Source organism: Bradyrhizobium sp. CCGB20 (assembly GCF_024199855.1).
Lineage (GTDB): Bacteria > Pseudomonadota > Alphaproteobacteria > Rhizobiales > Xanthobacteraceae > Bradyrhizobium.
Genome location: NZ_JANADN010000001.1, coordinates 182,202 through 205,739, shown reverse-complemented (window position 1 = coordinate 205,739; position 23,538 = coordinate 182,202). Strand labels below are relative to the sequence as shown.

General features: G+C 65.3%; 23 protein-coding genes. 10 read left to right on the top strand and 13 right to left on the bottom strand.

Annotated features, from left to right (window positions below):
* The first annotated feature begins 1 nt into the window (after position 1).
* Positions 2-625 carry a 2,3-bisphosphoglycerate-dependent phosphoglycerate mutase gene (locus NLM15_RS00880; protein WP_254114774.1) on the top strand — a complete coding sequence of 208 codons (624 nt, stop codon included), beginning with the start codon at positions 2-4 and terminating at the stop codon, positions 623-625.
* A 137-nt stretch (positions 626-762) separates the two neighbouring features.
* Here the strand turns inward: NLM15_RS00880 and NLM15_RS00875 are convergent, their stop codons facing one another.
* The gene (locus NLM15_RS00875) at positions 763-1,659 is read right to left on the bottom strand and encodes a bifunctional helix-turn-helix domain-containing protein/methylated-DNA--[protein]-cysteine S-methyltransferase (protein WP_254114773.1); all 897 of its coding nucleotides are present in this window, start codon (positions 1,657-1,659) and stop codon (positions 763-765) included.
* Between the two features lie 54 nt (positions 1,660-1,713).
* Positions 1,714-2,247 (bottom strand): DUF2244 domain-containing protein, encoded by a 534-nt coding sequence (locus NLM15_RS00870; RefSeq protein ID WP_254114772.1) that lies wholly within the window; start codon positions 2,245-2,247, stop codon positions 1,714-1,716.
* A gap of 22 nt (positions 2,248-2,269) precedes the next feature.
* On the opposite strand from NLM15_RS00870, the gene nth reads away from it, so the two are divergent.
* The 3 genes from nth (at position 2,270) to NLM15_RS00855 (ending at position 5,916) form a co-directional block, all read left to right on the top strand.
* The gene (nth, locus tag NLM15_RS00865) at positions 2,270-3,022 is read left to right on the top strand and encodes an endonuclease III (RefSeq protein ID WP_254114771.1); all 753 of its coding nucleotides are present in this window, start codon (positions 2,270-2,272) and stop codon (positions 3,020-3,022) included.
* A 139-nt stretch (positions 3,023-3,161) separates the two neighbouring features.
* A complete protein-coding gene (locus NLM15_RS00860; RefSeq protein WP_254114770.1) occupies positions 3,162-4,301 on the top strand; it encodes an HlyD family secretion protein in 1,140 nt (379 codons plus the stop codon).
* The gene (locus tag NLM15_RS00855; RefSeq protein ID WP_254114769.1) at positions 4,288-5,916 is read left to right on the top strand and encodes an MFS transporter; all 1,629 of its coding nucleotides are present in this window, start codon (positions 4,288-4,290) and stop codon (positions 5,914-5,916) included. The genes NLM15_RS00860 and NLM15_RS00855 overlap by 14 nt, the downstream gene beginning before the upstream one ends.
* Before the next feature lie 6 nt (positions 5,917-5,922).
* Here NLM15_RS00855 and NLM15_RS00850 read toward each other — a convergent pair whose 3' ends face one another.
* On the bottom strand, positions 5,923-6,663 hold the full coding sequence (locus NLM15_RS00850; protein ID WP_254114768.1) for a sulfate transporter family protein: 741 nt from the start codon (positions 6,661-6,663) through the stop codon (positions 5,923-5,925).
* A gap of 86 nt (positions 6,664-6,749) precedes the next feature.
* Positions 6,750-8,777: a S8 family serine peptidase gene (locus NLM15_RS00845; RefSeq protein ID WP_254114767.1), complete on the bottom strand. Its 2,028-nt coding sequence runs from the start codon at positions 8,775-8,777 to the stop codon at positions 6,750-6,752.
* On the opposite strand from NLM15_RS00845, the gene NLM15_RS00840 reads away from it, so the two are divergent.
* Positions 8,776-9,021: a hypothetical protein gene (locus NLM15_RS00840; RefSeq protein WP_254114766.1), complete on the top strand. Its 246-nt coding sequence runs from the start codon at positions 8,776-8,778 to the stop codon at positions 9,019-9,021. The two genes, NLM15_RS00845 and NLM15_RS00840, sit on opposite strands and share 2 nt — an antisense overlap.
* A 187-nt stretch (positions 9,022-9,208) precedes the next feature.
* Here the strand turns inward: NLM15_RS00840 and nikR are convergent, their stop codons facing one another.
* Positions 9,209-9,655: a nickel-responsive transcriptional regulator NikR gene (gene nikR / locus NLM15_RS00835; RefSeq protein ID WP_254114765.1), complete on the bottom strand. Its 447-nt coding sequence runs from the start codon at positions 9,653-9,655 to the stop codon at positions 9,209-9,211.
* A gap of 225 nt (positions 9,656-9,880) precedes the next feature.
* The gene (locus NLM15_RS00830; protein WP_254114764.1) at positions 9,881-12,334 is read right to left on the bottom strand and encodes a heavy metal translocating P-type ATPase; all 2,454 of its coding nucleotides are present in this window, start codon (positions 12,332-12,334) and stop codon (positions 9,881-9,883) included.
* Positions 12,335-12,384: 50 nt separating this feature from the next.
* On the opposite strand from NLM15_RS00830, the gene NLM15_RS00825 reads away from it, so the two are divergent.
* Entirely contained in the window at positions 12,385-12,660 is a 276-nt protein-coding gene (locus tag NLM15_RS00825; protein ID WP_007598521.1) for a metal-sensitive transcriptional regulator, read from the top strand.
* A gap of 137 nt (positions 12,661-12,797) precedes the next feature.
* Here the strand turns inward: NLM15_RS00825 and NLM15_RS00820 are convergent, their stop codons facing one another.
* A complete protein-coding gene (locus tag NLM15_RS00820) occupies positions 12,798-13,769 on the bottom strand; it encodes a YiiX/YebB-like N1pC/P60 family cysteine hydrolase (RefSeq protein WP_254114763.1) in 972 nt (323 codons plus the stop codon).
* 192 nt (positions 13,770-13,961) lie between these two features.
* On the opposite strand from NLM15_RS00820, the gene NLM15_RS00815 reads away from it, so the two are divergent.
* Entirely contained in the window at positions 13,962-15,350 is a 1,389-nt protein-coding gene (locus NLM15_RS00815) for an NAD(P)/FAD-dependent oxidoreductase (protein ID WP_254114762.1), read from the top strand.
* Between the two features lie 154 nt (positions 15,351-15,504).
* Here NLM15_RS00815 and NLM15_RS00810 read toward each other — a convergent pair whose 3' ends face one another.
* The 3 genes from NLM15_RS00810 to pheS are packed head-to-tail and all read right to left on the bottom strand — an operon-like array spanning position 15,505 to position 19,818.
* Positions 15,505-16,275: a sulfite exporter TauE/SafE family protein gene (locus NLM15_RS00810; protein WP_254114761.1), complete on the bottom strand. Its 771-nt coding sequence runs from the start codon at positions 16,273-16,275 to the stop codon at positions 15,505-15,507.
* Positions 16,276-16,330: 55 nt separating this feature from the next.
* Positions 16,331-18,739, bottom strand: coding sequence for a phenylalanine--tRNA ligase subunit beta (gene pheT / locus NLM15_RS00805; protein ID WP_254114760.1), 2,409 nt, complete (start codon positions 18,737-18,739; stop codon positions 16,331-16,333).
* On the bottom strand, positions 18,736-19,818 hold the full coding sequence (gene pheS, locus NLM15_RS00800) for a phenylalanine--tRNA ligase subunit alpha (protein WP_254114759.1): 1,083 nt from the start codon (positions 19,816-19,818) through the stop codon (positions 18,736-18,738). The genes pheT and pheS overlap by 4 nt, the downstream gene beginning before the upstream one ends.
* 137 nt (positions 19,819-19,955) lie before the next feature.
* Between pheS and NLM15_RS00795 the strand changes: the two genes are divergently transcribed.
* On the top strand, positions 19,956-20,363 hold the full coding sequence (locus NLM15_RS00795) for a hypothetical protein (protein WP_254114758.1): 408 nt from the start codon (positions 19,956-19,958) through the stop codon (positions 20,361-20,363).
* Between the two features lie 48 nt (positions 20,364-20,411).
* Here NLM15_RS00795 and rplT read toward each other — a convergent pair whose 3' ends face one another.
* Entirely contained in the window at positions 20,412-20,771 is a 360-nt protein-coding gene (rplT, locus tag NLM15_RS00790) for a 50S ribosomal protein L20 (protein ID WP_011083533.1), read from the bottom strand.
* An 80-nt stretch (positions 20,772-20,851) separates the two neighbouring features.
* A complete protein-coding gene (gene rpmI, locus NLM15_RS00785; RefSeq protein ID WP_008539890.1) occupies positions 20,852-21,052 on the bottom strand; it encodes a 50S ribosomal protein L35 in 201 nt (66 codons plus the stop codon).
* A gap of 273 nt (positions 21,053-21,325) precedes the next feature.
* Between rpmI and NLM15_RS00780 the strand changes: the two genes are divergently transcribed.
* Positions 21,326-21,721 carry a hypothetical protein gene (locus NLM15_RS00780; RefSeq protein WP_254114757.1) on the top strand — a complete coding sequence of 132 codons (396 nt, stop codon included), beginning with the start codon at positions 21,326-21,328 and terminating at the stop codon, positions 21,719-21,721.
* A 63-nt stretch (positions 21,722-21,784) separates the two neighbouring features.
* On the opposite strand, the gene infC is transcribed toward NLM15_RS00780, so the two are convergent.
* Entirely contained in the window at positions 21,785-22,324 is a 540-nt protein-coding gene (infC, locus tag NLM15_RS00775; protein WP_071917037.1) for a translation initiation factor IF-3, read from the bottom strand.
* 251 nt (positions 22,325-22,575) lie between these two features.
* Here infC and NLM15_RS00770 point away from each other — a divergent pair, with 251 nt between their 5' ends.
* A complete protein-coding gene (locus NLM15_RS00770) occupies positions 22,576-23,400 on the top strand; it encodes a carboxylesterase (RefSeq protein WP_254114756.1) in 825 nt (274 codons plus the stop codon).
* The last annotated feature ends 138 nt before the right edge of the window (positions 23,401-23,538 follow it).

Sequence of the window (23,538 nt, the reverse complement as noted above, 5' to 3'; positions counted from 1 at the left end):
GATGAGCGAACGTCTTCTCGTGCTCGTGCGCCATGGCCAGAGCGAATGGAATCTGAAGAACCTTTTCACGGGCTGGAAGGATCCTGATCTCACCGAGCTCGGCGTGAAGGAGGCCACGGAAGCGGGCCGCAAGCTGAAGGCGCAGGGCCTGGTGTTCGACGTCGCCTACACCTCGGTCTTGACGCGCGCGCAGCACACGCTGGATCTCATCCTCGGCGAGCTCGGCCAGGAAGGCCTGCCGACCTCCAAGGACCTCGCGCTGAACGAGCGCGACTATGGCGATCTCTCCGGCCTCAACAAGGACGACGCCCGCAAGAAATGGGGCGAGGACCAGGTGCTGATCTGGCGCCGCTCCTACGACGTGCCGCCGCCTGGCGGCGAAAGCCTGAAGGATACACTGGCGCGCGCGCTGCCTTACTACGTGCAGGAGATCCTGCCCGGCGTGCTCAACGGCAAGCGCACGCTGGTCGCCGCCCACGGCAACTCGCTGCGCGCGCTGATCATGGTGCTGGAAAAGCTCTCGCCCGAAGGCATTTTGAAGCGCGAGCTGGCGACGGGCGTGCCGATCATCTACCGGCTCAATGCGGATTCGACCGTGGCGTCGAAGCTGGATCTGGCGGGCTGATCAATCGCGGAAATCGTAGGGTGGGTTAGACGGCGGCTGCGCGAAGCGCGGTCCGCTGGCGTAACCCACCAATTCTGCCGCCGCGGAAACCAAAGAGGTGGGCTACGCTGACGCTAACCCACCCTACGGCACCAAACCTACTGCATCCCCATCTGCCCGGCCTCCCAGCCCAGCATCGCCTGCTTGCGGGTGATGCCCCAGTGATAGCCGGTGAGCGTGCCGCTCTTGCCGAGTGCGCGGTGGCAGGGCACGACGAACGAGACCGGGTTCTTGCCGACCGCAGCGCCGACGGCACGCGAGGCCTTCGGGCTGTTGATGTTGCAGGCGATGTCGGAATAGGACACCGCGCGGCCCATCGGGATCTTCAGCAGCGTCTCCCACACCCGCACTTCGAAATCGGTGCCGATCATGACCACGCGCAGCGGCTGGTCCGGCCGCCACAGCTTCGTATCGAAGATGCGCTGTGCGAGCGGTGCGGTGCCTTCGTGATCCTCGACGTAAGTTGCGTTGCGCCATCGCCGCGTCATGTCAGCGAGCGCGAGCTTCTCTTCACCAGGATCGGCGAATGCAAGTCCTGACAGGCCGCGATCGGTCGCGATCACGATCGCCGTGCCGAACGGCGAGGGATGGAAGCCGTAGCGCAAGGTGAGACCCGCGCCGCCGTTCTTCCATTCGCCCGGCGACATCGCTTCATGGGTGACGAAGAGATCATGCAGCCGCCCCGGCCCCGAAAGGCCGGAGTCGAGCGCCGCGTCGAGAATGCTCGCGGAATCCCGCAGCAGACCCTTGGCGTGGTCGAGGGTGAGCGCTTGCATGAAAGCCTTCGGCGTGATCGAGGCCCAGCGGCGGAACAGATGGTGCAGCTCATCCGGCGTGACGCCGGCCGCATCCGCCATCGCTTCGATGGCCGGCTGCGTGCGCCAGTTCTCCGAGATGAACGCGATCGCCCGGCGCACGGAATCGTAGTCGCGCAGCGCGGCATTCTGGGGGCCCGGCTTGGCCAGGCGCTGGTCATGTATGGCGAGTGTCATCATGAACGGAAATGTAGGCGCGGCGCCGGCTTGAAACCACCCGATTTCCGACTGGAATCACCTGATGGGGTTGTAGGTCGGGCCGCGCTTGGCGGCGTTCAGCGCCTCAACCAAACCTTTGTAAAAACTGGCTTTTTCGTCCGGGCCGAGGAAGCGGCCGATCTGGATCTGGTGGCCACGCGAGATCAGATAGAGATGCTCGATGCCAAAGTCCTCGTCGACCTCCATGTCGAGGCGGACCCAGAGCGGATTGAACGTCCATTCGGCGACCTGGCCGCGATGGCTGATACGCCGCACGCGCAGTTCGGACACCGTGACCGAAATCTCCTCGCGCGCCCGCGCGGTGCGGAAATTGGCCTTGAAGGCCCACCAGACCACCAGCACGTCAAGGCCGAAAAAGCCGAGCACCGGCCAGGCGCCCTTCATCAGGAAGGCGAGGCCGGTGGCAAAGCTGACGACGCTCAGGAACAGCATCACGGCGAGGAAGCCGGTGCGGTTCAGCGAGCGGTGCGGCGTCAGCAGCGCGGAGAAGATCTGAGGCTCGGCCTCGCTTTCAGATCGCTTGCGCTCAATTTCGTTGCCTGTGCTCATCGTCCCTCAGTATATCCCGATCATGGCGAAAATCACCCGCAAGCCGGCCCCGCGCAAAGCGTCCGTGCCGAAGAAAAAGGCAAAGGCGACTGTTGCGAAGCCAAAGGCTCCCGCCAAGAAATCGCTCAAGGCCACCAAGCCTTGGACGCCGGCCGAAATCCACGAGGTCTTCAGCCGCTTCCGCAAGGCCAATCCCGAGCCGAAAGGCGAGCTCGAGCACGTCAATCCCTTCACGCTGCTGGTCGCCGTGGTGCTGTCGGCACAAGCCACCGATGCCGGCGTCAACAAGGCGACGCGCGCATTGTTCGAGATCGCCGACACGCCGCAGAAGATGCTCGACCTCGGCGAAGAGCGCCTGCGCGAATACATCAAGACCATCGGCCTCTACCGCACCAAGGCCAGAAACGTCATCGCGCTGTCGGCAAAGGTGCTGAGCGATTTCGGCGGCGAGGTGCCGCGCACGCGCGCCGAGATCGAGTCGCTACCCGGCGCCGGGCGGAAAACCGCCAATGTCGTGCTCAACATGGCCTTCGGCGAGCACACCATGGCGGTCGACACGCATGTCTTCCGCGTCGGCAACCGCACCGGCCTCGCGCCCGGCAAGACGCCGCTCGACGTCGAGCTTGGTCTCGAAAAGGTGATCCCGGGCGAGTTCATGTTGCATGCCCATCATTGGCTGATCCTGCACGGCCGCTATACTTGCCTCGCGCGCAAGCCGCGCTGCGAGGTTTGCCTGATCAACGATCTCTGCCGATGGCCGGAGAAGGCGGTCTGAGGCGGCAACTGCCGTCATTCCGGGACGGTCCGAAGGACCGGACCCGGAATCTCGAGATTCCGGGTTCGATGCTGTGCATCGCCCCGGAATGACGGCAGTGAGATTCGAGTTCAAGCGCAGCCGGTTTTGGGGGCAGGTCGTGAGTCAGCAGGAACAAGTCTCGTCACCGCCACCACCTGCCGCAACGCCGGCCCCGCCGCCGAAGCCGACGCAGCGGCCGGCGAGCTCGCTCTGGAGCCGTCTCGCGATCCCGTTGTTCGCCGTGATCGTCGCGCTCGCCTTCGTGGCGCTGGCGACGCTGCGCTTCGACGAATGGGTCGGCAATGCCGTGGTCCAGACCACGAATGACGCCTATGTCCGCTCCGACCTGACGCGGCTCGCAAGCCGTGTCTCCGGCGAAGTGCTGACCGTTGGCGTTACCGACTTCCAGCGCGTCAAGGCCGGCGATCTCCTGATCCAGATCGATCCCGCCGACTACCAGGCGCAGGTCGCGCAGTCCGAGGCCGCTGTCGCCGCCGCGCAGGCCGTGCTCGACAATCTGAGCAACCAGGTCGAGCTGCAATATGCGACCATCGCGCAGGCGCAGGCCGCGCGGCTGTCCGCGGAAGCGCTTGAAGTCGAGGCGCGGCAGGAGCAGGAGCGCCAGCAATCGCTGTCGCAAACCGAGTCCGGCACGCGGCAGCGGTATGAGCAGGCCGTCGCAGGCTACGCCAAGGCGCAGGCCGACGTGCGCGCCAGTCGCGCCGTCATCGCCGCGCAGCAGCATCAACTCGAAGTCCTGCAGGGCACCAAGAAGCAGCGCGCCGCTGATGTCGAGGCGGCCAAGGCGACGCTGGCGAGCGTGAAACTGAAGCTTGGTTACACCAGGATCACCGCGCCGTTCGACGGTGTCGTCGGTGAGCGCCAGGTGCAGCCCGGCGACTACGTCAACATCGGCACCAACCTCATCAACGTGGTGCCGCTGCCGAAGGTCTATGTGATCGCGAACTACAAGGAGACCCAGCTCACGCACGTCGCGCCGGGCCAGCCGGTCGAGATCACCGTCGACAGTTTCCCGCGCGAAAAACTGCGCGGCCGGGTCGAGCGCATTGCGCCGGCGACCGGCGCGCAGGTGGCGCTGCTGCCGCCGGACAACGCCACCGGCAATTTCACCAAGGTCGTGCAGCGCATTCCCGTGCGGATCCAGCTCGACGACAACCAGCCGCTGTTGGCGCGGCTGGTGCCGGGCATGTCGGTCGTGACCAGCATCGACACGAAGGCTGGAAATGGCGGACAATGACGACGCCCGCCGCGGACCGGTCTCGCGCGGCGGCGTCGCGCCACAGCCTCTGTTCGCCGTCGCGGCCGTGCTGCTCGGCTCGTTCCTGGCCAATTTCGACAGCCGGCTGACCACGGTCGGCCTGCCGGACTTGCGCGGTGCGTTCTCGCTCTCGTTCGACGAGGGCGCATGGCTATCGACCGCCGGCATCGGCTCGCAGATCCTGATTGCGCCGGCGGTGGCGTGGCTCGCGACCGTGTTCGGCCTGCGCCGCGTGCTCGGCATCCCGAGCCTCGTCTACGCTGCGGTGTCGCTGATCATTCCCTTCGTGCACGATTATCCGACGCTGCTCGCGCTCAGCGTCGTGCATGGCCTGCTGCTCGGCACCTTCGTGCCGGCGACGCTCATGATCGTGCTCCGCAACCTGCCGATCCGCTGGTGGCTGCCCGCGATCTCGCTCTATTCGATCCGGGTCGGCTTTGCGCTGGATACGTCGAGCTCGCTGGTCGGCTTCTATGTCGACCATCTCGGCTGGCAATGGCTGTACTGGCAGGGCGTCGTGGTCGCGCCCCTGATGGGCCTGATGGTCTATCTGGGCACGCCGAGCGAGCCGGTGAACCGCGCGCTGCTGCGCGAGGCCGATTGGGGCGGCATGCTGCTGCTCGGCGCCTCGGTCTCGATGATCTATGCCGGCCTCGACCAGGGCAATCGGCTGGACTGGCTCGGCAACGGCACCGTGATGGCGCTGCTCATTGCGGGCGCCGTGCTGTTCGTGGCCTTCCTCGTCAACGAGTCGCTGGTGCGTCAGCCCTGGGCGCATGTGAACGTGCTGTTCTCGCGCAATATCGGGCTGGGGCTGGTCTTGATCCTGCTCTACACACTGACCAGCCTCTCCAACTCGTCGCTGGTGCCGAATTTCCTCGGCAATGTCGTTCTGCTCCGGGCGGAGCAGAGCGGGATGTTGCTACTCACCTACGGTGCGCTGCCGATGTTCGTGCTGGTGCCGATCTCGATCTGGCTGCTGCGCCATTTCGATACGCGGTTCGTCGTGGTGCTGGGCTTTGCCTGCTTTGCCGCGGCCAATCTCTGGGGCACGCAGCTCAGCCATGTCTGGGCGCGCGAGGATTTTGTCGGCATCGTGCTGCTCCAGGCGATCGGGCAGTCGTTGATCCTGCTGCCCCTCATCATCACGCTGCTGTCGAACGCCGATCCGAGCCGTGCCACCTCCTTCGCCGCCTACATCCAGATCATGCGGCTCGGCGGCGCAGAGATCGGTATCGCGCTGATGGGAACGTGGCTGCGCGTGCGCGAGCAGGTGCATTCCTTCTATCTCGGCCAGAATCTCATGGTCGGCGATGCCGATGTGGTGACGCGGCTCAAGCAGCTTGCCGACCATTTCGCCGCTCATGGCGCCGGCTCGGCGCCGGCGCGCGCGGTCGGCACGCTCGCCGGCCTCGTCCAGCGCGAGGCCAATGTGCTCGCCTATATCGACGGCTTCTGGCTGTGCTTCTGGCTCGCGATCGTCGCGCTGGGCTGCATTGCGCTGATCACCCGCGCGCCGCCCGGTCCGTTCACGCCGGCGCCGTTCGGCTTTGCCAGGATGCTCTTGCGCAAATGCGGGGTGCAGGTGACGTAGCTGACGTCACCGCATTTGCCGCGCCGGCTCGATCAGCTCGGGCCGGGAACCCGACAGCCGCTTGTGCATATGGACCATGAACGCCATGCCGAAGATCGGCGTCGCGAGATTCACGATCGGGATCGAGACGAAGGCCGCAATGAACAGGCCGGCGGTGAAGATGGTCGCGGCATTGTCGCGCCGCATCGCCTTGGCCTCCTCCGGCGAGCGGAAGCGCATCGCGGCGAGCTCGAAATATTCCCGGCCCAGCAGCCAGGCGGCGGCGAGGAAGAAGATCAGGAAACCGGCGCCGGCGAACAGGACCAGCGGCAACGCGATCAGATAGACCACGATCGTCAGCAGCGCGGTTTTGACGCCTTCGTAGATCGCCTGGCTGAACGGCAGCGCAGCGCCCGGCCGCTCGGCGGGATAGTGCTCGCGCTCGACGATATCGGCGACGTCGTCGACGAACAGGCTCGCCACCAGCGAGGTGATCGCAGGCATCAGGAACAGGCCGCCGAACACGACGCCGAGGCCCGCCGCGATCGAGACGATCCAGGACAACACCTCGAGCGACGAATGCCAGCCCGGCCCCAGCAGGCCTTCCAGCCAGACCTCGCCATAGGTCGCAAACCAGCTGAGCAGTCGCTGCAAGCCGACCGCCAGCACGGTGATCAGCACCAGCGCGACCCCGATCGATCGCCACAGGATCGAGCGCATCGGCGGCGAGATCATTTGCGACAGCGCCTTGACGGCGGCATCCAGCATGGAAGTACCTCTCGTAAAAACCACCCGCGAGAGGTAGACATGCGCGGAAGGTTCGGCAAGAGGCCGAGCCTTCCCCGGCCGATTGCCTAGCTCACCCTGATGACCAGGGCATAATTCTGCGGCGCGACGGCGATGGAATGCGCGATGACCGAAATCACGGCTTCGCCGGGCGGCAGATTCTCGAAGATGACCTGCTCCACATTATTCCTGCGGTCGAAGTCCTTCGAGCCGGCCGGCATGTTGCCGTGCCGCTCCTGCTTGTTGGCGACGACGACGAGGTCGAGGTCGCTTTGCAGTCCTTCGCCGGGCGGATCGGTCCAGACCAGCGTGACCTTCAGGCGGCTGCTTCCGGCCGGCATCGTGACCGTGCGGTCCTCGCGGTCGCCGGCGTCGAGCTTCTTCTTCTCGTCGAAGAATTGCACCGTCTCGTTCGCCGCATAGGGACCGACCACAGACTGAACGTCGACCCGGCCGAAGCCCTGACTGTTGCTGGCGACAGCTCCCGCCTCCGAGGGATGGTATTGTCCGGCGAGGCTGCGAGCGCCGTTGATGATGAGCGCCTTCAGCAGCGCGGCGCTCGGCGACTTCAGTCCCTGATCCTTCCTCAGGAACGACCGGACCACCGCGACGCATCCGGCCACCAGCGGCGTCGCCATGCTGGTGCCGCCTTCGAACATGTAGAGCGGGTCCTTCGAGAGCTGCCACCCCTCCGATTTTGTGGCGCGGGAGCGGGTTGACAGGATGAACGAGCCCGGCGCCACGACATCGGGCTTGATGCGGTCATCGTTCGTGGGTCCGCGGCTGCTGAACGCCACCATGCCTTCGGGATTGTTGGCCACACGGTCGGATCTGATGGGCGTGGCCGGAAAATCGCGCGGCCAGGCCGCTCCATAGGTCAGGGTCTGGGTCGGGCGATTGTTCTCGCATGCGCCGATGGTGAGGCAGTTCTTGGCCGTACCCGGCGGCGTCACCGAGTTGGGGTCGACCTGGCCGCTGCCGTCCTTGTCGGTGCCTTCATTTCCCGCGGCGAAGCAGATCAGCATGTCGCGATGCGCGTAGACGAAGGTGTCGAGCTCGTTGGCCTGGGAGTCATAGACGCCGAAATTTCCGGTGCTGCCCCACGAGTTGGAATGAATTCGTGCCTTGTCGGTCTTGTAGGGCGGGCCGAACAGCGCATCGAGGCTGTCGGGCAGGCCGCCCAGATCGCCGCCGCTGTCGAGCACCGATTGCAGAACCAGTTTGGCGCCGGGAGCCGTGCCGCGGATCGGGCCGTCGCTTTTCGACACGCCGTCGCCCAGTGCGGAGCCCGCAACATGGGTGCCGTGGCCGTCCGGATCGTCCTTGAGCCCCGGACGGCCGAGCGCGTAGAGCTTCTTGACGCGGCCCTTGAAGGCCGGGTGCGTGTTCGTGGTCGATCCCTTGTCGAAGCCGGTGTCGGCAATCGCGATGATCTCGCCTGCGCCTTCGTTGCCGTTGGCCGGCGCGGCTGCGGGAACGCGAAGAATTCCCCGCGCGATGTTGTTGAGCAGCTTGCGGGGAAAGACCTTCTCGACGCTGCGCACTTCGTCGAGCGCGGCGACGTCGGCAAGACGGCGCATTCTCAGCGTAACACGCACCTTGGTGGTGCCCGGGGTGACATCCTCAAGATGGACGTGCGCTGCCTCCGCGATCTTCTTCGCGGCAGCCTTCACGCTGACATTGCGGTGGAGCATGACGTCGACGGTCACGTTGGTGCGGTCGAGCGCCGCCGGATTGGCCGCAAGCGCGCGCGCCGCGGCGACTCCTCCAGGCTGGGTGTCCAGGTTGCGCAGTGCGGGCGCGATCTTCACGATGCCCGGATAAAGGTCCGCCCATGTCACGAACGGCAGTTTCCGGACCTTGTCGAGCCCGGCCGCCGGAAAGTGACAGACGACGGCGTTGCCCGGGACGGCCTCCAGGATCTCGGCGCCCGCCTTCGCGAGTTGCTCCCTGCGCTCGGCGTTGAGCGGCTGGTTGGTCTGCACGATGATGTAGTCGGATTCCTTCGCATTCGCATGATCCAGCGATAGCGCGGCGCGTTCCGTGTGCGGAGCCGAAGGATCGATTGTGATGCCGTTGATCGTGATCTGAGCCATGGCCGTTCCACTCTCCCTGGTTGATCCGTCCTTTGTCATCTGCGCTGGCCGGCTTGCCCGCCAGGTCTCCGTCGCGATGCTGGCCCGGCAGGCGATGGCGCTTCAGGGCATGCGCCGGCGCCCCTCGCAGATCTGGGCGGCGGCCTGCTCCTGCTGCCTCGAGGTGCCCTCGGCCCCTCCGCAATTGATTTTGGCAAATGTCTTTTCATTGGTCGGCCAAGTGGGCCGACGGTTGCAATCTTAGATCGAAAATTATAGGCACCGAATGGTCTGAGCTATTGACCAATCCCGTGCCGGTTTGGGCCCGGCGAGCAATTCACCAGCCGAGCAACTTAGAAGATAGAGAACAAATTCACGCTTTGGATTGGACCTATAGCCGAGGTGCAACAATCCGGCCTCCACGACCAGCGAAGCAAGTCATTGTCAGCAGATCATTCGTGCCGATGTCCGTGCTTCCGCGCCTTTGCCGGCTTGCCCTCCCCCGTCGGGATCATCACCACGCGGCCGTAGCGGACGCCGCGTTCGGCGATGATGTGGTCGGCGAAATGCCTGACCTCGCCGGCGTCGCCACGCAGCGCCGTCATCTCCATGCAATTGTTGTCGTCGAGATGGACATGCAGGGTGGCCAGCGCGAGGTCGTGGTGGCCGTGGAATTCCTGCACCAGGCGCTTTGAGAGATCGCGCGCGGCGTGGTCGTAGACATAGACGAGGCCGGCGACGCAGGGGCCGGTCTGTGCGGTGTCCTCGGTGGACTGCTGAAGCCCGGCGCGCGTGAGGTCGCGGATGATCTCGGAGCGATTCTGATAGCCGCGCGCCTCGGCGGCGGCATCGATCTCCGCCAGGAGATCGTCCTCGATCGTGATCGTAATTCGCTGCATCAGGTCCTCTCCGCGGGTGCCGCTCTCTTACCTCGCCCCGCTTGCGGGGAGAGGTCGGAATTCAAGCCTAGCTTGAATTCCGGGTGAGGGGGACTCTCCGCGGACACAACTCTTGCCGTCGTTGCGGATGCAGCCCCTAACCCCAACCCTCTCAGCGCGAGCGAAGCTCGTCGCGCCCCCGTAAGAACGGGGCGAGGGAGCACACCTTCCTTGCGGCTGCCATCGTCACAGCCGTGTCGCGCGCAGCCGCAGGGCATTTCCGACCACGCTCACCGAGGACAGCGCCATCGCCGCCGCGGCGATGATCGGGGACAGCAGGATGCCGAACGCCGGATAGAGGATGCCGGCCGCGATCGGGATGCCGGCGGCGTTGTAAATGAAGGCGAAGAACAGGTTTTGCCGGATGTTGCTCATGGTCGCCTGCGACAGTTTTCGGGCGCGGACGATGCCGGTGAGATCGCCCCTGAGCAGGGTGACGCCGGCGCTTTCCATCGCCACATCCGTGCCGGTGCCCATGGCGATGCCGACTTCGGCGGCCGCCAGTGCGGGCGCGTCGTTGACGCCGTCGCCGGCCATCGCGACGCTGCGCCCGGCCTTTTGCAGCTTCGTCACCACCGCGCTCTTCTGGTCCGGCAGCACCTCGGCCTCGACCTCGGCGATGCCGAGCCGGCGTGCCACGGCTTGTGCCGTTGTGCGATTGTCGCCGGTCAGCATGATGACCTTGATGCCTTCATCCGCCAACGCCCTCAGCGCTTCCGGGGTCGAGGCCTTGACCGGATCGGCGATCGCGAACAGGCCGGCGAGCTTGCCGTCGACGGCCATGTTGATCACGGTGGCGCCGTCCTGGCGCAGCCGTTCGGCCTCGGTGTCAAGCGCGCCGGTGTCGATGCCGATCGAGGCAAAGTATTTGGCATTGCCGAGCACGATGGTCTTGCCGTCGACCTTGCCGGTCGCGCCCTTGCCGGTTGGCGAGTCGAATCCTTCGACCGGGCTGAGCGTAAGCTGCTTGTCCTTCGCCGCGCGCACGACGGCGTCGGCCAGCGGATGCTCGCTGGCGCGCTCGACGCTGGCTGCAAGCCGCAGGATGTCATCCTCGCCAAAGCCTGATGCCGGCACGATCGACACTACCTTGGGCTTGCCCTCGGTCAGTGTGCCGGTCTTGTCCACCACCAGCGTGTCGATCTTCTCCATCCGCTCCAGGGCCTCGGCATTCTTGATCAGGACACCTGCCTGTGCGCCGCGGCCGACACCGACCATGATCGACATCGGGGTGGCGAGGCCAAGCGCGCAGGGGCAGGCGATGATCAGCACGCTGACGGCAGCCACGAGGCCGAAGGCGAGCCGTGGCTCCGGTCCGAACCACGCCCAGGCAGCGAAGGCGATGATGGCAACAGCGATCACTGTCGGTACAAACCAGCCGGCGACCTGGTCGGCCAGCCGCTGGATCGGCGCGCGGGAGCGTTGCGCGTCAGCGACCATCTGCACGATCTGCGATAGCAGCGTCTCGCGCCCGACCTTGTCGGCGCGCATGATGAAACTGCCTGATTGATTGAGTGTGCCGGCGATCACCTTGGCGTCGACTTCTTTGGTGACCGGCATGGATTCGCCCGTCACCAGCGATTCATCGAGCGAGGAGCGCCCCTCCAGAATGACGCCGTCGACGGGCACCTTCTCGCCGGGACGAACGCGCAGGCGGTCGCCGGCATGCAGCGTATCGATTTCGACCTCATGCTCGCTGCCATCGGCATCGACGCGGCGGGCGGTCTTCGGCGCGAGCTGCAACAGCGCCTTGATCGCGCCCGACGTCGCGTCGCGAGCGCGCAACTCCAGCACCTGGCCGAGCAGCACCAGCACGGTGATGACCGCTGCCGCCTCGAAATAGACGGCGACCGCGCCGTCATGGCCGCGGAAGGTGGCAGGGAAGATCTGCGGCGCGATGGTGCCGATCAGGCTGTAGACGTAGGCGACGCCGGTGCCCATCGCGATCAGCGTGAACATGTTGAGGTTGCGGGTGACCAGCGACTGCCAGCCGCGGACGAAGAACGGCCAACCGGCCCACAGCACCACGGGCGTGGTGAAAACCAGCTGGATCCAGTTCGAGAGTGTCTGATCGATCCAATTGTGCGGGCCCGCGAGATGGCCGCCCATCTCCAGCACCACGGCCGGCAGCGCCAGCGCACTGCCGATCCAGAACCGCCGCGTCATGTCGGCAAGCTCGGGGTTGGGTCCGGTCTCCAGGCTCGCGACCTCCGGCTCCAGCGCCATGCCGCAGATCGGGCAGCTGCCGGGTCCGACCTGCCGGATCTCCGGATGCATCGGGCAGGTGTAGATCGTGCCCGCGGGCGCCTCGGGCTCGCTCGCCTTTTTCCCGGCAAGATACTTCGCGGGATCGGCGGCGAATTTGGTGCGGCAGCCCGCCGAGCAGAAATGGAAGGTCTCGCCGTGATGCTCGAAGCGGTGCTTCGAGGTCGCGGGATCGACCGTCATGCCGCAGACGGGATCGAGGACCTTTGTCGCGGCCTCGCCAAGCTCATGGGCGTGATGGTGGGCGTGATCGCCGTGCCCGCCGCAGCAGGAGGAAGCCGCAGACTTGTCGGCGGGCGGAGCGGCCTTGGCGGAACAGCCGCATCCGGAATGTGGTTCCGACTTGTGATGGTGCCTGTGTTCGGCGTCGTTCATTGCCACGCTCCGGCCTTGCAACTTATACCCTAGGGGGGTATATAGGCCGCATGCGCAAGGACATCAAGGCATCCGTCGGAAAACGTCTTGGCCGGATCGAAGGCCAGGTTCGCGGCCTCTCGAAAATGGTCGAGGAGGATCGCTATTGCATCGACATCGTGACGCAGATCTCGGCGGTGCGCGCCGCGCTGCGCCGGGTCGAGGAAGAGGTTCTGAAAGATCACGTCGCCCATTGCGTCGAGCACGCGATCGCGAGCGGCGACAAGGCCGATCAGCGCGAGAAGATCGCGGAGCTGATGGCGGTGATCGGGAGGGCGGAGCGGTAGCTCAGTATTTTTGCCGTCATTGCGAGCGTAGCGAAGCAATCCAGACTTCTTCCGTGGAGGCAGTCTGGATTGCTTCGTCGCTTTGCTCCTCGCAATGACGGCTATTGAGACGCGATCGTACTATACCCACAGCGGGGCTACGCGGCCTTCTCCCGCGCCCGGACCCGCGCGCGGTACATCGCGAGCTCGTTCAGCTGCACAAAATGCTCGGAGAAGGTGACGCCCGTCCCGGCGGCCTCACCCGTTACTTCTTCAGCCGGAATTTCATCCGGCGCTTCTTGGTCAATCGCCTCAGGAACGAGCGGCGGCGCACGGAGCGTTTCTGGAAACACACTGAATGTGCCCGCTACCTCCTCGAGCGGCTTCTGCTTGTCGGCCCAGTGCAGGGCGGTGTAGTCGAAGCCGTGCACGATGGTGGGTTTGACGACTTCGAAATAGGGCGAGATGTCGAAGTCGCGAGGCATGTAGAGCGAGGAATCGCGGATGTGCAGGATCTCGCGGCGGGCGGCGCGGCTGCCGGCCTTGGTGATCTTCGGCAGGATCGGATAGCGCACCGCGTCGAACGCCTGCGCGATCAGCGCCGAGCAGATGATCTTGGTCGGATCGCCGGACCCGATCGCGATCATGCGGCGCCGCCAGCGCTGCGGAATCGGCAGCGGAAACAGGAAGCGCATCAGGTCGATGATGTTCTTGGTGTCGTAGCCGAAGCCGATGCGGTTGATCGCATAACGGCAGACCGTGGTGCGGTCCTCATAGGACAGCCCGACCGGGCGGCAGACGCGGGTGTGATACGGGAAATATTTCGATAGAGGTGCCGAGGTGACGCCTTCGCCGATATTGGCCTCGATCAGCACGTGCGGCTCGCCGTCGGGCTCCACGGCCCCTTCGACCGGACCGACATAGAGCGCGCCATGCGACCAGGTCGACTGCGTCAGATATTTGATGATGCCGGAGATGCGGTTGTTGCCCTCGACCAGCAACACGTCGCCGGGCTCGATGACGCCGCGCAGATGCTCGGGGTCGCTCGGCGTGAACGGCTCGTAGCCCGGCACCTCCTTCGAGAGGTACGCGGCAATCAGCTTGCCGACTGAGTCCAGGACCGTCCCCATTTCAAACTCCCCCCACGGCCTTTTCCGGCCGTCTTTTTCCCTTCTCTATCATGGTCGAAACGTGTTGCAATTCGGTTCATCAGTCTGTGAGATCAAGCACGATTGATTCACCATGATGGTTGCCGTGCAACGCCAGATGCAGCAAGGTTCGCGGGCTGTTCCCGTTCGCCGCAAGTTCCCGGAAACCATGACATGACAATCACGCGCCGCAGCTTCCTATCGGCGTCGGCGGCTCTTGCCGCGATGCCGGTCCTGCGCGCGAACGCCGCACCCCTGCCGCGCGAGGCCGACATCGTCGTGATCGGCGCGGGCGCGGCCGGAATTGCCGCGGCGCGGCGCATCATGGCAGCCAATCGCAAGGTCGTGGTCGTGGAAGCGGCATCCCGGATCGGCGGGCGCTGCCTTACCGACAGCACGACCTTCGATGTGCCGTTCGATCGCGGCGCGCGCTGGATGCACAATCCCGAGACCAATCCGATGATCCGGCTGGCGCGCAGTGCCGGGCTCGACGTGCTGCCGGCGCCGACCGGCCAGAAGATGCGCATCGGCCGCCGCAACGCGCGCGCGGGCGAGACCGAGGAATTCCTGGCGGCGCTGGTGCGCGCCAACCGCACCATCGACGAAGCCGCGCGCGGCAAGCTCGATACCGCCTGCGCCTCGGTGCTGCCGAAGGATCTCGGCGACTGGGCCGGCGCGACTGAATTCATGCTCGGCGCCAGCTTTGCCGGCAAGGACCTGAAGGAGTTGTCGGCGATCGACAAGGCGCGCGCGCAGGACCGCAACGCCGCGATCGCCTGCCGCCAGGGTCTGGGGACCCTGATCACCAGGCTCGGCGAGCAGGCGCCCGTCTCGCTCTCGACACCGGCGAGCCGCATCACCTGGAGCAATCGCGACGTCAGCGTGGAGACCCAGTCCGGCAAGATCGCCGCACGCGCCGCCATCGTCACGATCTCGACCAATGTGCTGACATCGGGTGCGATCAAGTTCGCGCCTGATATTCCCAAGCGCACGTTGGACGCGGCATCGAAGCTCACGCTCGGCAGCTACGATCGCATCGTGCTGCAATTGCCGGGCAATCCGCTTGGACTCTCGCGCGACGACATCCTCATCGAGCAGAGCAATTCGACCCGCACGGCGCTGATGTTCGCCAATATCGGCGGCTCCTCGCTGTGCTCGATCGACGTCGGCGGCTCGTTCGGCCGCGATCTCTCCGAGCAGGGCGAGAAGGCGATGGTCGCCTTCGCCAGGGAATGGATCACAAAGCTGTTCGGCAGCGAAGCGGCGGCCGCCGTGCAAAAGACCAGCGCGACGCGCTGGAACGCCTCGCCTTTCGTCATGGGGGCGATGTCGGCTTCCTCGCCCGGCGGTCAGCTCTCGCGCAAGATCCTGACCGAGCCGATCGGCAACGTGTTCCTCGCCGGCGAAGCCACGCACGAGACGCTCTGGGGCACCGTCGACGGCGCCTGGGAAAGCGGCGAGCGCGCGGCGGATGCAGCCTTGCGCAAGATCGGCGCGCTCAAGGACGAGTCCGCCGACGTGCCGACGCAGTCGACGAAGAAGCGCCGCGCGCCGCGGCAGTAGGGCAGCTAAGCCGCAACAACCCCCTGTCGTCCCTGCGAACGCAGGGACCCATAACCACAGGGAGAAGTTTGGCGAAGACTCGTGGTGACCAGCTCGCGCCACAAGTCCTGACCGGGGTAATGGGTCCCTGCGTTCGCAGGGACGACAGCGGAGGTTATCGCAGCACGCCGTCCAGCACCGGCAGTCCGGCGATCACCGCCATCGCGATCAGCCCGTAGCAGATCGCGCGAAACACTTTTTCGCTGGCGCGGCCGAACAGCGAGGCGCCGAACGCAACGCCGATCGCATAGACCGGCCCGACCACGAGCGAGAACACCAGCGATTCGCGCGAGATCAGTCCCGTCGTCGCATAGCTGACCATCGAGAAGAAATCCGACGCGCCGAAGAACAGCACGATGTTGGCACGCGCGACGATCGGGGCGATGGGCCGGCCGAGCCAGTAGCCGACGATCGGCGGGCCGCCGGTCTGCGCCAGCCCGCTGCAGAAGCCCGACAGGCCGCCGATCCCGACCGAGAGCCAGGCGTGGTCCTTGCCGCGATAGCGCCAGCCGGACAGCAGCAGGAGCAGCAGCGCTGCGACGAAGCACGAGATGATCCAGCGCGTGGTGACGGGCTCGAGCACGCTGAGGAAATAAGTGCCGATGGGCACGCCGACCAGTGCGCCCAGCACGATCACGGCGGTGGCCTTGCGGTCGGCCTTGCGCCAGGCGTCGGGCAGCAGCGGGGCGGCCGCGACGAAATCGATCACGAGGAGCAGCGCGGCAACGAGACGCGGCGCCGCGATGCTGCTCGCCAGCGGCATGAAGATCAGCGCCGAGCCGAAGCCGGAGAAGCCGCGCGCGGTGCCCGAAACGAAAGCGACGGCGCAGAGCGCCATCGCAACGGTGAGGCTGACGTCCTTCGGAAGGAAATCCGCGAGCGTCATGCTCTTTGATTCTGGAGCATGATGTCGTCCGAAGACCGCTTCACACTTTTCGGCATCATGCTCTCAGGGTGCCGCCCGTCTTCTTCGTGACCTCCGCCACGACCTTCGCGGCAACGGCCTCGATCTCCTGATCGGTCAGCGTCTTCTCTCGCGGCTGGATCGTCACCGCGATCGCGACCGATTTCTTGCCGTCGTCGATGCCCTTGCCCTCGTAGACGTCGAACACGTTGACGCCGGTGATCAGCTTCTTGTCGACGCCTTGCGCGGCGCGGACGATGTCGCCGGCCTTGACGGTGCGATCGACGATGAAGGCGAAGTCGCGCGACACCGGCTGGAATGCCGACAGCTCGATCAAGGGCTTGGCGCGGGTCGGCTTCTTCTTCGCTTCGGGGATGCGGTCCAGGATCACCTCGAAGACCATCAGCGGACCGTCGGCGCCGAGCGCCTCGAGCGCGCGGGGATGCATCTCGCCGAAATAGCCGAGCACGTTCTGCGGGCCGATCTGGATCGTGCCCGAGCGTCCCGGATGCAGCCATCCAGGTCCACCAGCGACGATCTGAAGCGCCTGCATCGGCGCACCGGCAGCGGCCAGCACGGCGAGCGCATCAGCCTTGGCATCGAACACATCAGCCTGCGTCGAGCCCGACCAATGCCGGCCGAGGCCTTCCGAGGAAGCAAAGCCGCGGCGGACGCCGCTTGCCGCCATGAACTGATCCTGCGGGCGGTCGCCCTTGAACACCTGGCCGACCTCGAACAGCGCGACATCGCCAAAACCGCGATCGGCGTTGGCCTGCGCGGCCGTGACCAGGCCCGCCAGCAGAGTCGGGCGCATGTCGGACAGGTCCGAGGCGATCGGGTTGGCGACTTCGAGCTCGCGTGCGCCGCCGCCGAACAGTTCGGCCGCAGGCTTCGTGATGAACGACCAGGTCACCGCTTCGATGATGCCGCGGCTCGCGAGCGCGCGACGGGCACGTCGGGTGCGGAGCTGGAGCGGCGTCAGCACCGGCTTGCGCGCGTCCTCGCCGCGCTCGAACGGCGTCATCGGCACCTTGTCGACGCCGTAGATGCGCACGATCTCCTCGACGATGTCGGCCTTGCCGTGCACGTCGGAGCGCCACGATGGCACCGCGACCTTCACCACCGGACCCGGTCCGGCCATCATGAAGCCGAGATGGGTCAGGATGCGCTTCATCTCCACCTGCGGCACCTCGATGCCGGAGAGGCGCTTGACCTCGGTGACCGGGAAATCGATCACGCGGTCGTCGCCAAAGGCTTTGCCGACGACGACGTTCTCCGACGGCGCACCGCCGCACATCTCCATCACCAGCTTGGTCGCGAGCTCGAGGCCCGGCACCATGAAGGCGGGATCGACGCCGCGCTCGAAGCGATAGCGCGCGTCCGAATTGATGCCGAGTTTGCGGCCGGTCTGGGCGATGTTGATCTCGTTCCAGAGCGCCGATTCGATCAGCACGTCGGTGGTGTTCTCGTCGCAGCCCGACGCTTCACCGCCCATGATGCCGGCGAGCGATTCGACGCCGTGCTCGTCGGCGATCACGCAGATCGCGGGATCGAGATTGTAGGTGCGGCCGTCGAGCGCGAGCAGCGTCTCGCCATCGCGGGCGCGGCGCACGACGAGATTGCCCCTCACCTTCTTGGCGTCGAACACGTGCAGCGGACGCGCGCGGTCGTAGGTCATGAAGTTGGTGATGTCGACCAGCGCATTGATCGGGCGCAGCCCGATCGCGGTCAGCCGCTTTTGCAGCCATTCCGGCGACGGCCCGTTCTTCACCCCGCGCACGAGGCGCAGCGCGAAGCCCGGACACAGCGTGGCGTCCTCGACCGTGACCTTCACCGGACAGGGGAACTCGCCCTTGATCGGCTTGATGGACGGATCCTTGAACTTGCCCATGTCGGCGGCGGCAAGATCGCGCGCGATGCCGTGTACGCCGGTGCAGTCCTGCCGGTTCGGCGTCAGGTTGATTTCGAGCATGGGATCGCCGAGGCCGGCCCATGCGGCGTAAGCCGCGCCGATCGGGGCGTCCGCCGGCAATTCCATGATGCCGTCATGGTCGTTGGAGATCTGGAGTTCAGCCGCCGAGCACAGCATGCCGCGGCTCTCGACGCCGCGGATGGTGCCGACGCCGAGCGTAATGTCCTTGCCCGGAATGTAGGTCCCCGGTGGCGAGAACACGCTGACGAGCCCGGCGCGCGCATTCGGCGCGCCGCACACGACCTGCACGGGCGCAGCCCCATCACCGGTGTCGACCATGCAGACGCGCAGGCGATCCGCATTCGGATGCTGCTCGGCCGAGATCACCTTCGCGATGGTGAAAGGCTTCAGCGCCTTCGCCTTGTCCTCGATGTTCTCGACCTCGAGCCCGATCATGGTGAGCTTGTCGGCGAGCTTTTCCAGGGGCTCGTCGGTGTCGAGATGATCCTTCAGCCAGGAGAGGGTGAATTTCACGAGCTCAGTCCTCCCGCAAGCGTCGGCACTTCGAGCGGCTTGAAGCCGTAATGGGACAGCCAGCGGACGTCGCTGTCGAACAGCTGGCGCAGATCGGCGATGCCGTATTTCAGCATGGCGATGCGGTCGATGCCCATGCCCCAGGCAAAGCCCTGGTACTCGTCGGGATCGATGCCGCAGGCGCGCAGCACGTTCGGATGCACCATGCCGCAGCCCAAAATCTCGAGCCAGTCCTCGCCCTCGCCGAAGCGAATCTCGCCCTTGTCGCGGCGACACTGGATGTCGACCTCGAGTGATGGCTCCGTGAACGGGAAGAACGAGGGCCGGAAGCGCATGTTGATGTGATCGACCTCGAAGAACGCCTTGCAGAACTCGTGCAGGATCCATTTGAGGTGGCCGAGATGCGAATGCTTGTCGATGACGAGGCCTTCGACCTGGTGGAATTGCGGCGTGTGGGTCGCGTCCGAATCGATGCGGTAGGTGCGGCCCGGGCAGATCACGCGGATCGGCGGCTTCTGGCTCAGCATGGTGCGCACCTGCACCGGCGAGGTGTGGGTGCGCAACAGCATGCGCGAGCCGTCCTCCTTCGGATGGAAGAAGAAGGTGTCGTGCATCTCGCGCGCCGGATGGCCTTCCGGGAAATTCAGCTTGGTGAAGTTGTAGTCGTCGGTCTCGATGTCGGGACCTTCGGCGACCGAGAATCCCATGTCGGCGAAGATCGTGGTCAGCTCGTCCCAGACCTGGCTCAGCGGATGAATGCGGCCGGCCTCGGTCTGCGCATCGCGCAGCGGCAGTGTGACGTCGACGGTCTCGGACGCGAGCCGCGCATCGAGCGCCGCCGACTTCAGCACGTCGCGCCGGGCAGTGAGCGCCTCGGTGACCTCGTCCTTGGCCTGGTTGATCGCGGCGCCTTGCGTCTTGCGCTCGTCCGGCGACATCTTGCCGAGCGTTGCGAGCAAGGCCGAGATCGAGCCCTTCTTGCCGAGGGAAGCAACACGGACGGCTTCGAGGGCCGCTTCGTCCCCGGCAGCACTGATCTGCGCGAGGATGGATTGGACGAGACTGGCGAGGTCGGACACGGTCGGATCCTTTCAAAAGGCTGCCGGTTGTGGCCGCAGCCGGGCCGGAACGTCAAGCCGAATGGCGCATCTCAAATGCAGGGTATTTGAACCGTACGGGCATGGCTGGCACCAACCTGAAGCCGAAGGAGACGATGATGCGTTTGCGATCCTGCCTGGTCGGCCTGGTCCTGGTCCTCACGGGAAGCGCGGCTCACGCCGCGGAGGAATGTCCGGCCAAATCCACGTCGATGGATGACGTCATCGCGGTCCTGAACGCGGCGCCGAGCTGCGACCGCGCCATGCAGCTGTTCGAGGCCTGCTCATACGGCGCCAGCGGCGACGTGCAATTCGGGGAGGTCGTCGAGAAGAAGTGCGAGGCCGACTTCCTCGGCCGATCGAAGCCGCCGCAGAAGCTCAGCTATCGGCGCGAGTTGCGGGTCTGCGACCGGAAGTACCGGAACAAGTCCGGCACCATGTATATCTCGGCCACAGCCTTCTGCCGGGCGGAGGCCGCCCAGCGCTACTCCCAACGAGCGCTGCAGGCCGGCGGAGCCGGCCATTAGCGCAAGCTTTGCTCAAGCAAAACTTGCTCAGGCAGCCGGAACGGCCACTCAGGCGGCCAGCGCAGCCTTGGCCTTCTCGGCGATCGCCTGGAACGACGCAGGCTCGTTGATCGCGAGATCCGACAGCACCTTACGGTCCACGGTGATGCCCGACTTGGCGAGACCGTCGATAAATCGGCTGTAGGTCAGGCCGAACGGACGCACAGCGGCGTTGAGGCGCTGGATCCAGAGCGCGCGGAAGGTGCGCTTCTTACGCTTGCGGTCACGGAAGGCGTATTGCTGGGCCTTCTCCACGGCCGGCTTGGCGGCGCGGATGGTGTTCTTGCGGCGGCCATAGAAGCCCTTGGCGGCCTTGTAGACTTTCTTGTGCTTGGCGTGGGCGGTCACACCGCGTTTGACGCGAGACATGACGAAATCCTTCAGAGATGACTTTGGTTATCGGATTGCCGCGGGATGCGCGGCACGGTTGGCAATGATCGTGGACGCGATCAGGCGTTCGGCAAGAAGTACTTCTTGACGTTGTCGCCGTCGGTCTTGAACAGCACGCGCGTGCCGCGGAGCTGACGGATCTGCTTCTTCGTCCGCTTGATCATGCCGTGACGCTTGCCGCGCTGGGCGTGCATCACTTTGCCGGTGGCAGTCACCTTGAAGCGCTTTTTAGCGCCCGATTTGGTCTTCAGCTTGGGCATTTGGCTCTCCTAATGGCCACAGAAATCCGCCCGCAAAGGCGGCTGGCCGTCAAAAATGCTCGTTAGAGCGTTGATTGTGCTCAGGTTTTACGAACAAGCGCGAAACCCGCACGAAACACCGCCACGGCAGCCCTTAATCAGCCGGGCGATGAAGGCTGGGCTTATGACAGAGGACAGGCCAAATGGCAACGATGAACCGCCAGAACCTGCTCGCCGACTATTCGGAGTTACCACCGCCTATGTCCCAGCCGTGTCGCCTGGAGCAGGACCAAAATGGCCCATTTTTCCCAATCGCTTTCTGATTTCGCCCGCCCGCGCAGCCTGGCGCTGCTTGCTCTGCTCGCCACCGCCGCGCTGCCCTCGCCCGCCGAGGCCCGCATCGGCGGCTATGACGGCGTCTGGAATGTCACCTTCGCCACCACGCGGGGCAATTGCAGCTCCGGTTACAGCGTCCCCTTCACCGTCAGCGGCAGCCGGGTGTCATCCGCCGGCGGCGGCCGGGTCTCCGGCAAGGTCAATCGCAGCGGCGCCGTCGCGGTCCAGGTCTCGGTCGGCGCGTCCCACGCCAGTGGAGGCGGCCGGCTCGGCGGGATGGCCGGTGCAGGCTCCTGGAACGGCATCATTTCCGGCGACCGCTGCAGCGGCACCTGGCATGCGACCCGGTCCTGATACACAAACGGCCCGCCGGAAATCCGGACGGGCCGTTGAACTTTCAGTCCTGACGAGCCCGCGTCAGCGCGGTGCCAGCACCATGACGACCTGACGGCCCTCGAATCTGGCGTCCTGCTCGACCTTGGCGAGCTCGGCGACGTCGTTCTTGATCTTGTCCAGAAGCTTGGTGCCGATCTCCTGGTGCGCCATTTCGCGGCCGCGATAGCGCAGCGTGATCTTGACCTTGTCGCCCTCTTCGAAGAACCGCTGCATCGCGCGCATCTTCACGTCGTAATCGTGGTCGTCGATCATCGGGCGGAGCTTGATCTCCTTGATCTCGACGATCTTCTGCCGCTTGCGGGCTTCAGCGGCCTTTTTCTGGGCGGAATATTTGTACTTCCCGTAGTCCATAATCTTGCAGACGGGAGGGCTGACATTCGGCGAAATCTCGACGAGATCCATACCAGCTTCCTGGGCCATGCGGATGGCCATGACGGTTTCGACCGTGCCCTTGTTGTCACCGGTCTGATCGATCAGCTGGATTTGCGCATTGCGAATATCATCATTGATGCGCGGCCCGTCTTTGCTGGCAACGGGCGGGGCTTTATTGGGACGGCGAATGGGTGGTTCTCCAAAGTTGTGAAAGAGGCGGCTAGTTTGAAGGAAGATGCGTTTGCCGGCAAGCAAGTCGCGTGTGCGGGAAGCGAAAAAGCCTCAAATGCGAGGCATTTTGGTCACGCCCATGGACACGCTGCACGACATAGACACCTTGCTTCTGTTCCGCAAGCGTCCCAAAGGGCCAATACCGATACCAGGCTGTGCCGCGGAACACATCCAGACAGCTCAAACCAAACAGCCAGAGTAAACGTTCCATGACCAATGCAATTCCGGAAGCCGTGCTCGGCTTCGTCGACGTGGGCGAGGGCCCGTCCGCACGCAGGATCGCGGTGCGCAGCCGCGCCGGCCAAGAAGCCGGCCAAGCAGCGGGCCAAGGACCCGGGCTGGTCTGGCTCGGCGGGTTCAAGTCGGACATGCAGGGCAGCAAGGCCGTGGCGCTGGACGGCTGGGCTCGCGACCACGGTCGTGCCGTGGTCCGGTTCGATTACTCCGGCCACGGCGAATCCGGCGGCGATTTCGCCGACGGAACCATCGGCCGCTGGCTGGAGGAGAGCGTGGCGGTGTTCGAGCGGTTCTGCGCGGGCCCGCAAGTTCTGATCGGCTCCTCCATGGGCGGCTGGATGGCGCTGCTGCTCGCGCGCGAGATCAGGAAGCGGCAAGAAAGACAGCAAGCCGGGGCGTCGCTGGCGGGCCTGGTGCTGATCGCGCCGGCGCCCGACTTCACCGAGGAGCTGATGTGGAAGAATTTTTCGCCCGCGGTGAAGAAGGAAATCGAGACCAAGGGCGTCTGGCTGAGGCCGTCGGACTATGGTGACGGCTCGCCCTATCCGATCACGCGGAATCTGATCGAGGAGGGCCGCAATCATTTGCTGCTCGGCGGTGCCATCGATCTCGGCTGTCCCGTCCGCATCCTCCAGGGCGCGCAGGATCCCGATGTGCCGTGGCAGCACGCATTCGCGCTGACGCATCGCCTGCCGGCCGACGACGTCGTGCTGACCATGATTCAGGACGGCGATCACCGCCTGTCCCGCCCGCAGGACATCGCGCGCATCCTTGCCGCGGTCGCCGAGATCGGGTGAAACTGCCGCCCAACATTCGGTGTCATCGTCCGACTTGATCGGGCGATCCAGTATTCCAGAGGCCCTCGTGCTTTAGCTGAGAAGCCGCGGCGTACTGGATGCCCCGGTCAAGCCGGGGCATGACGGAGAACGAGAATG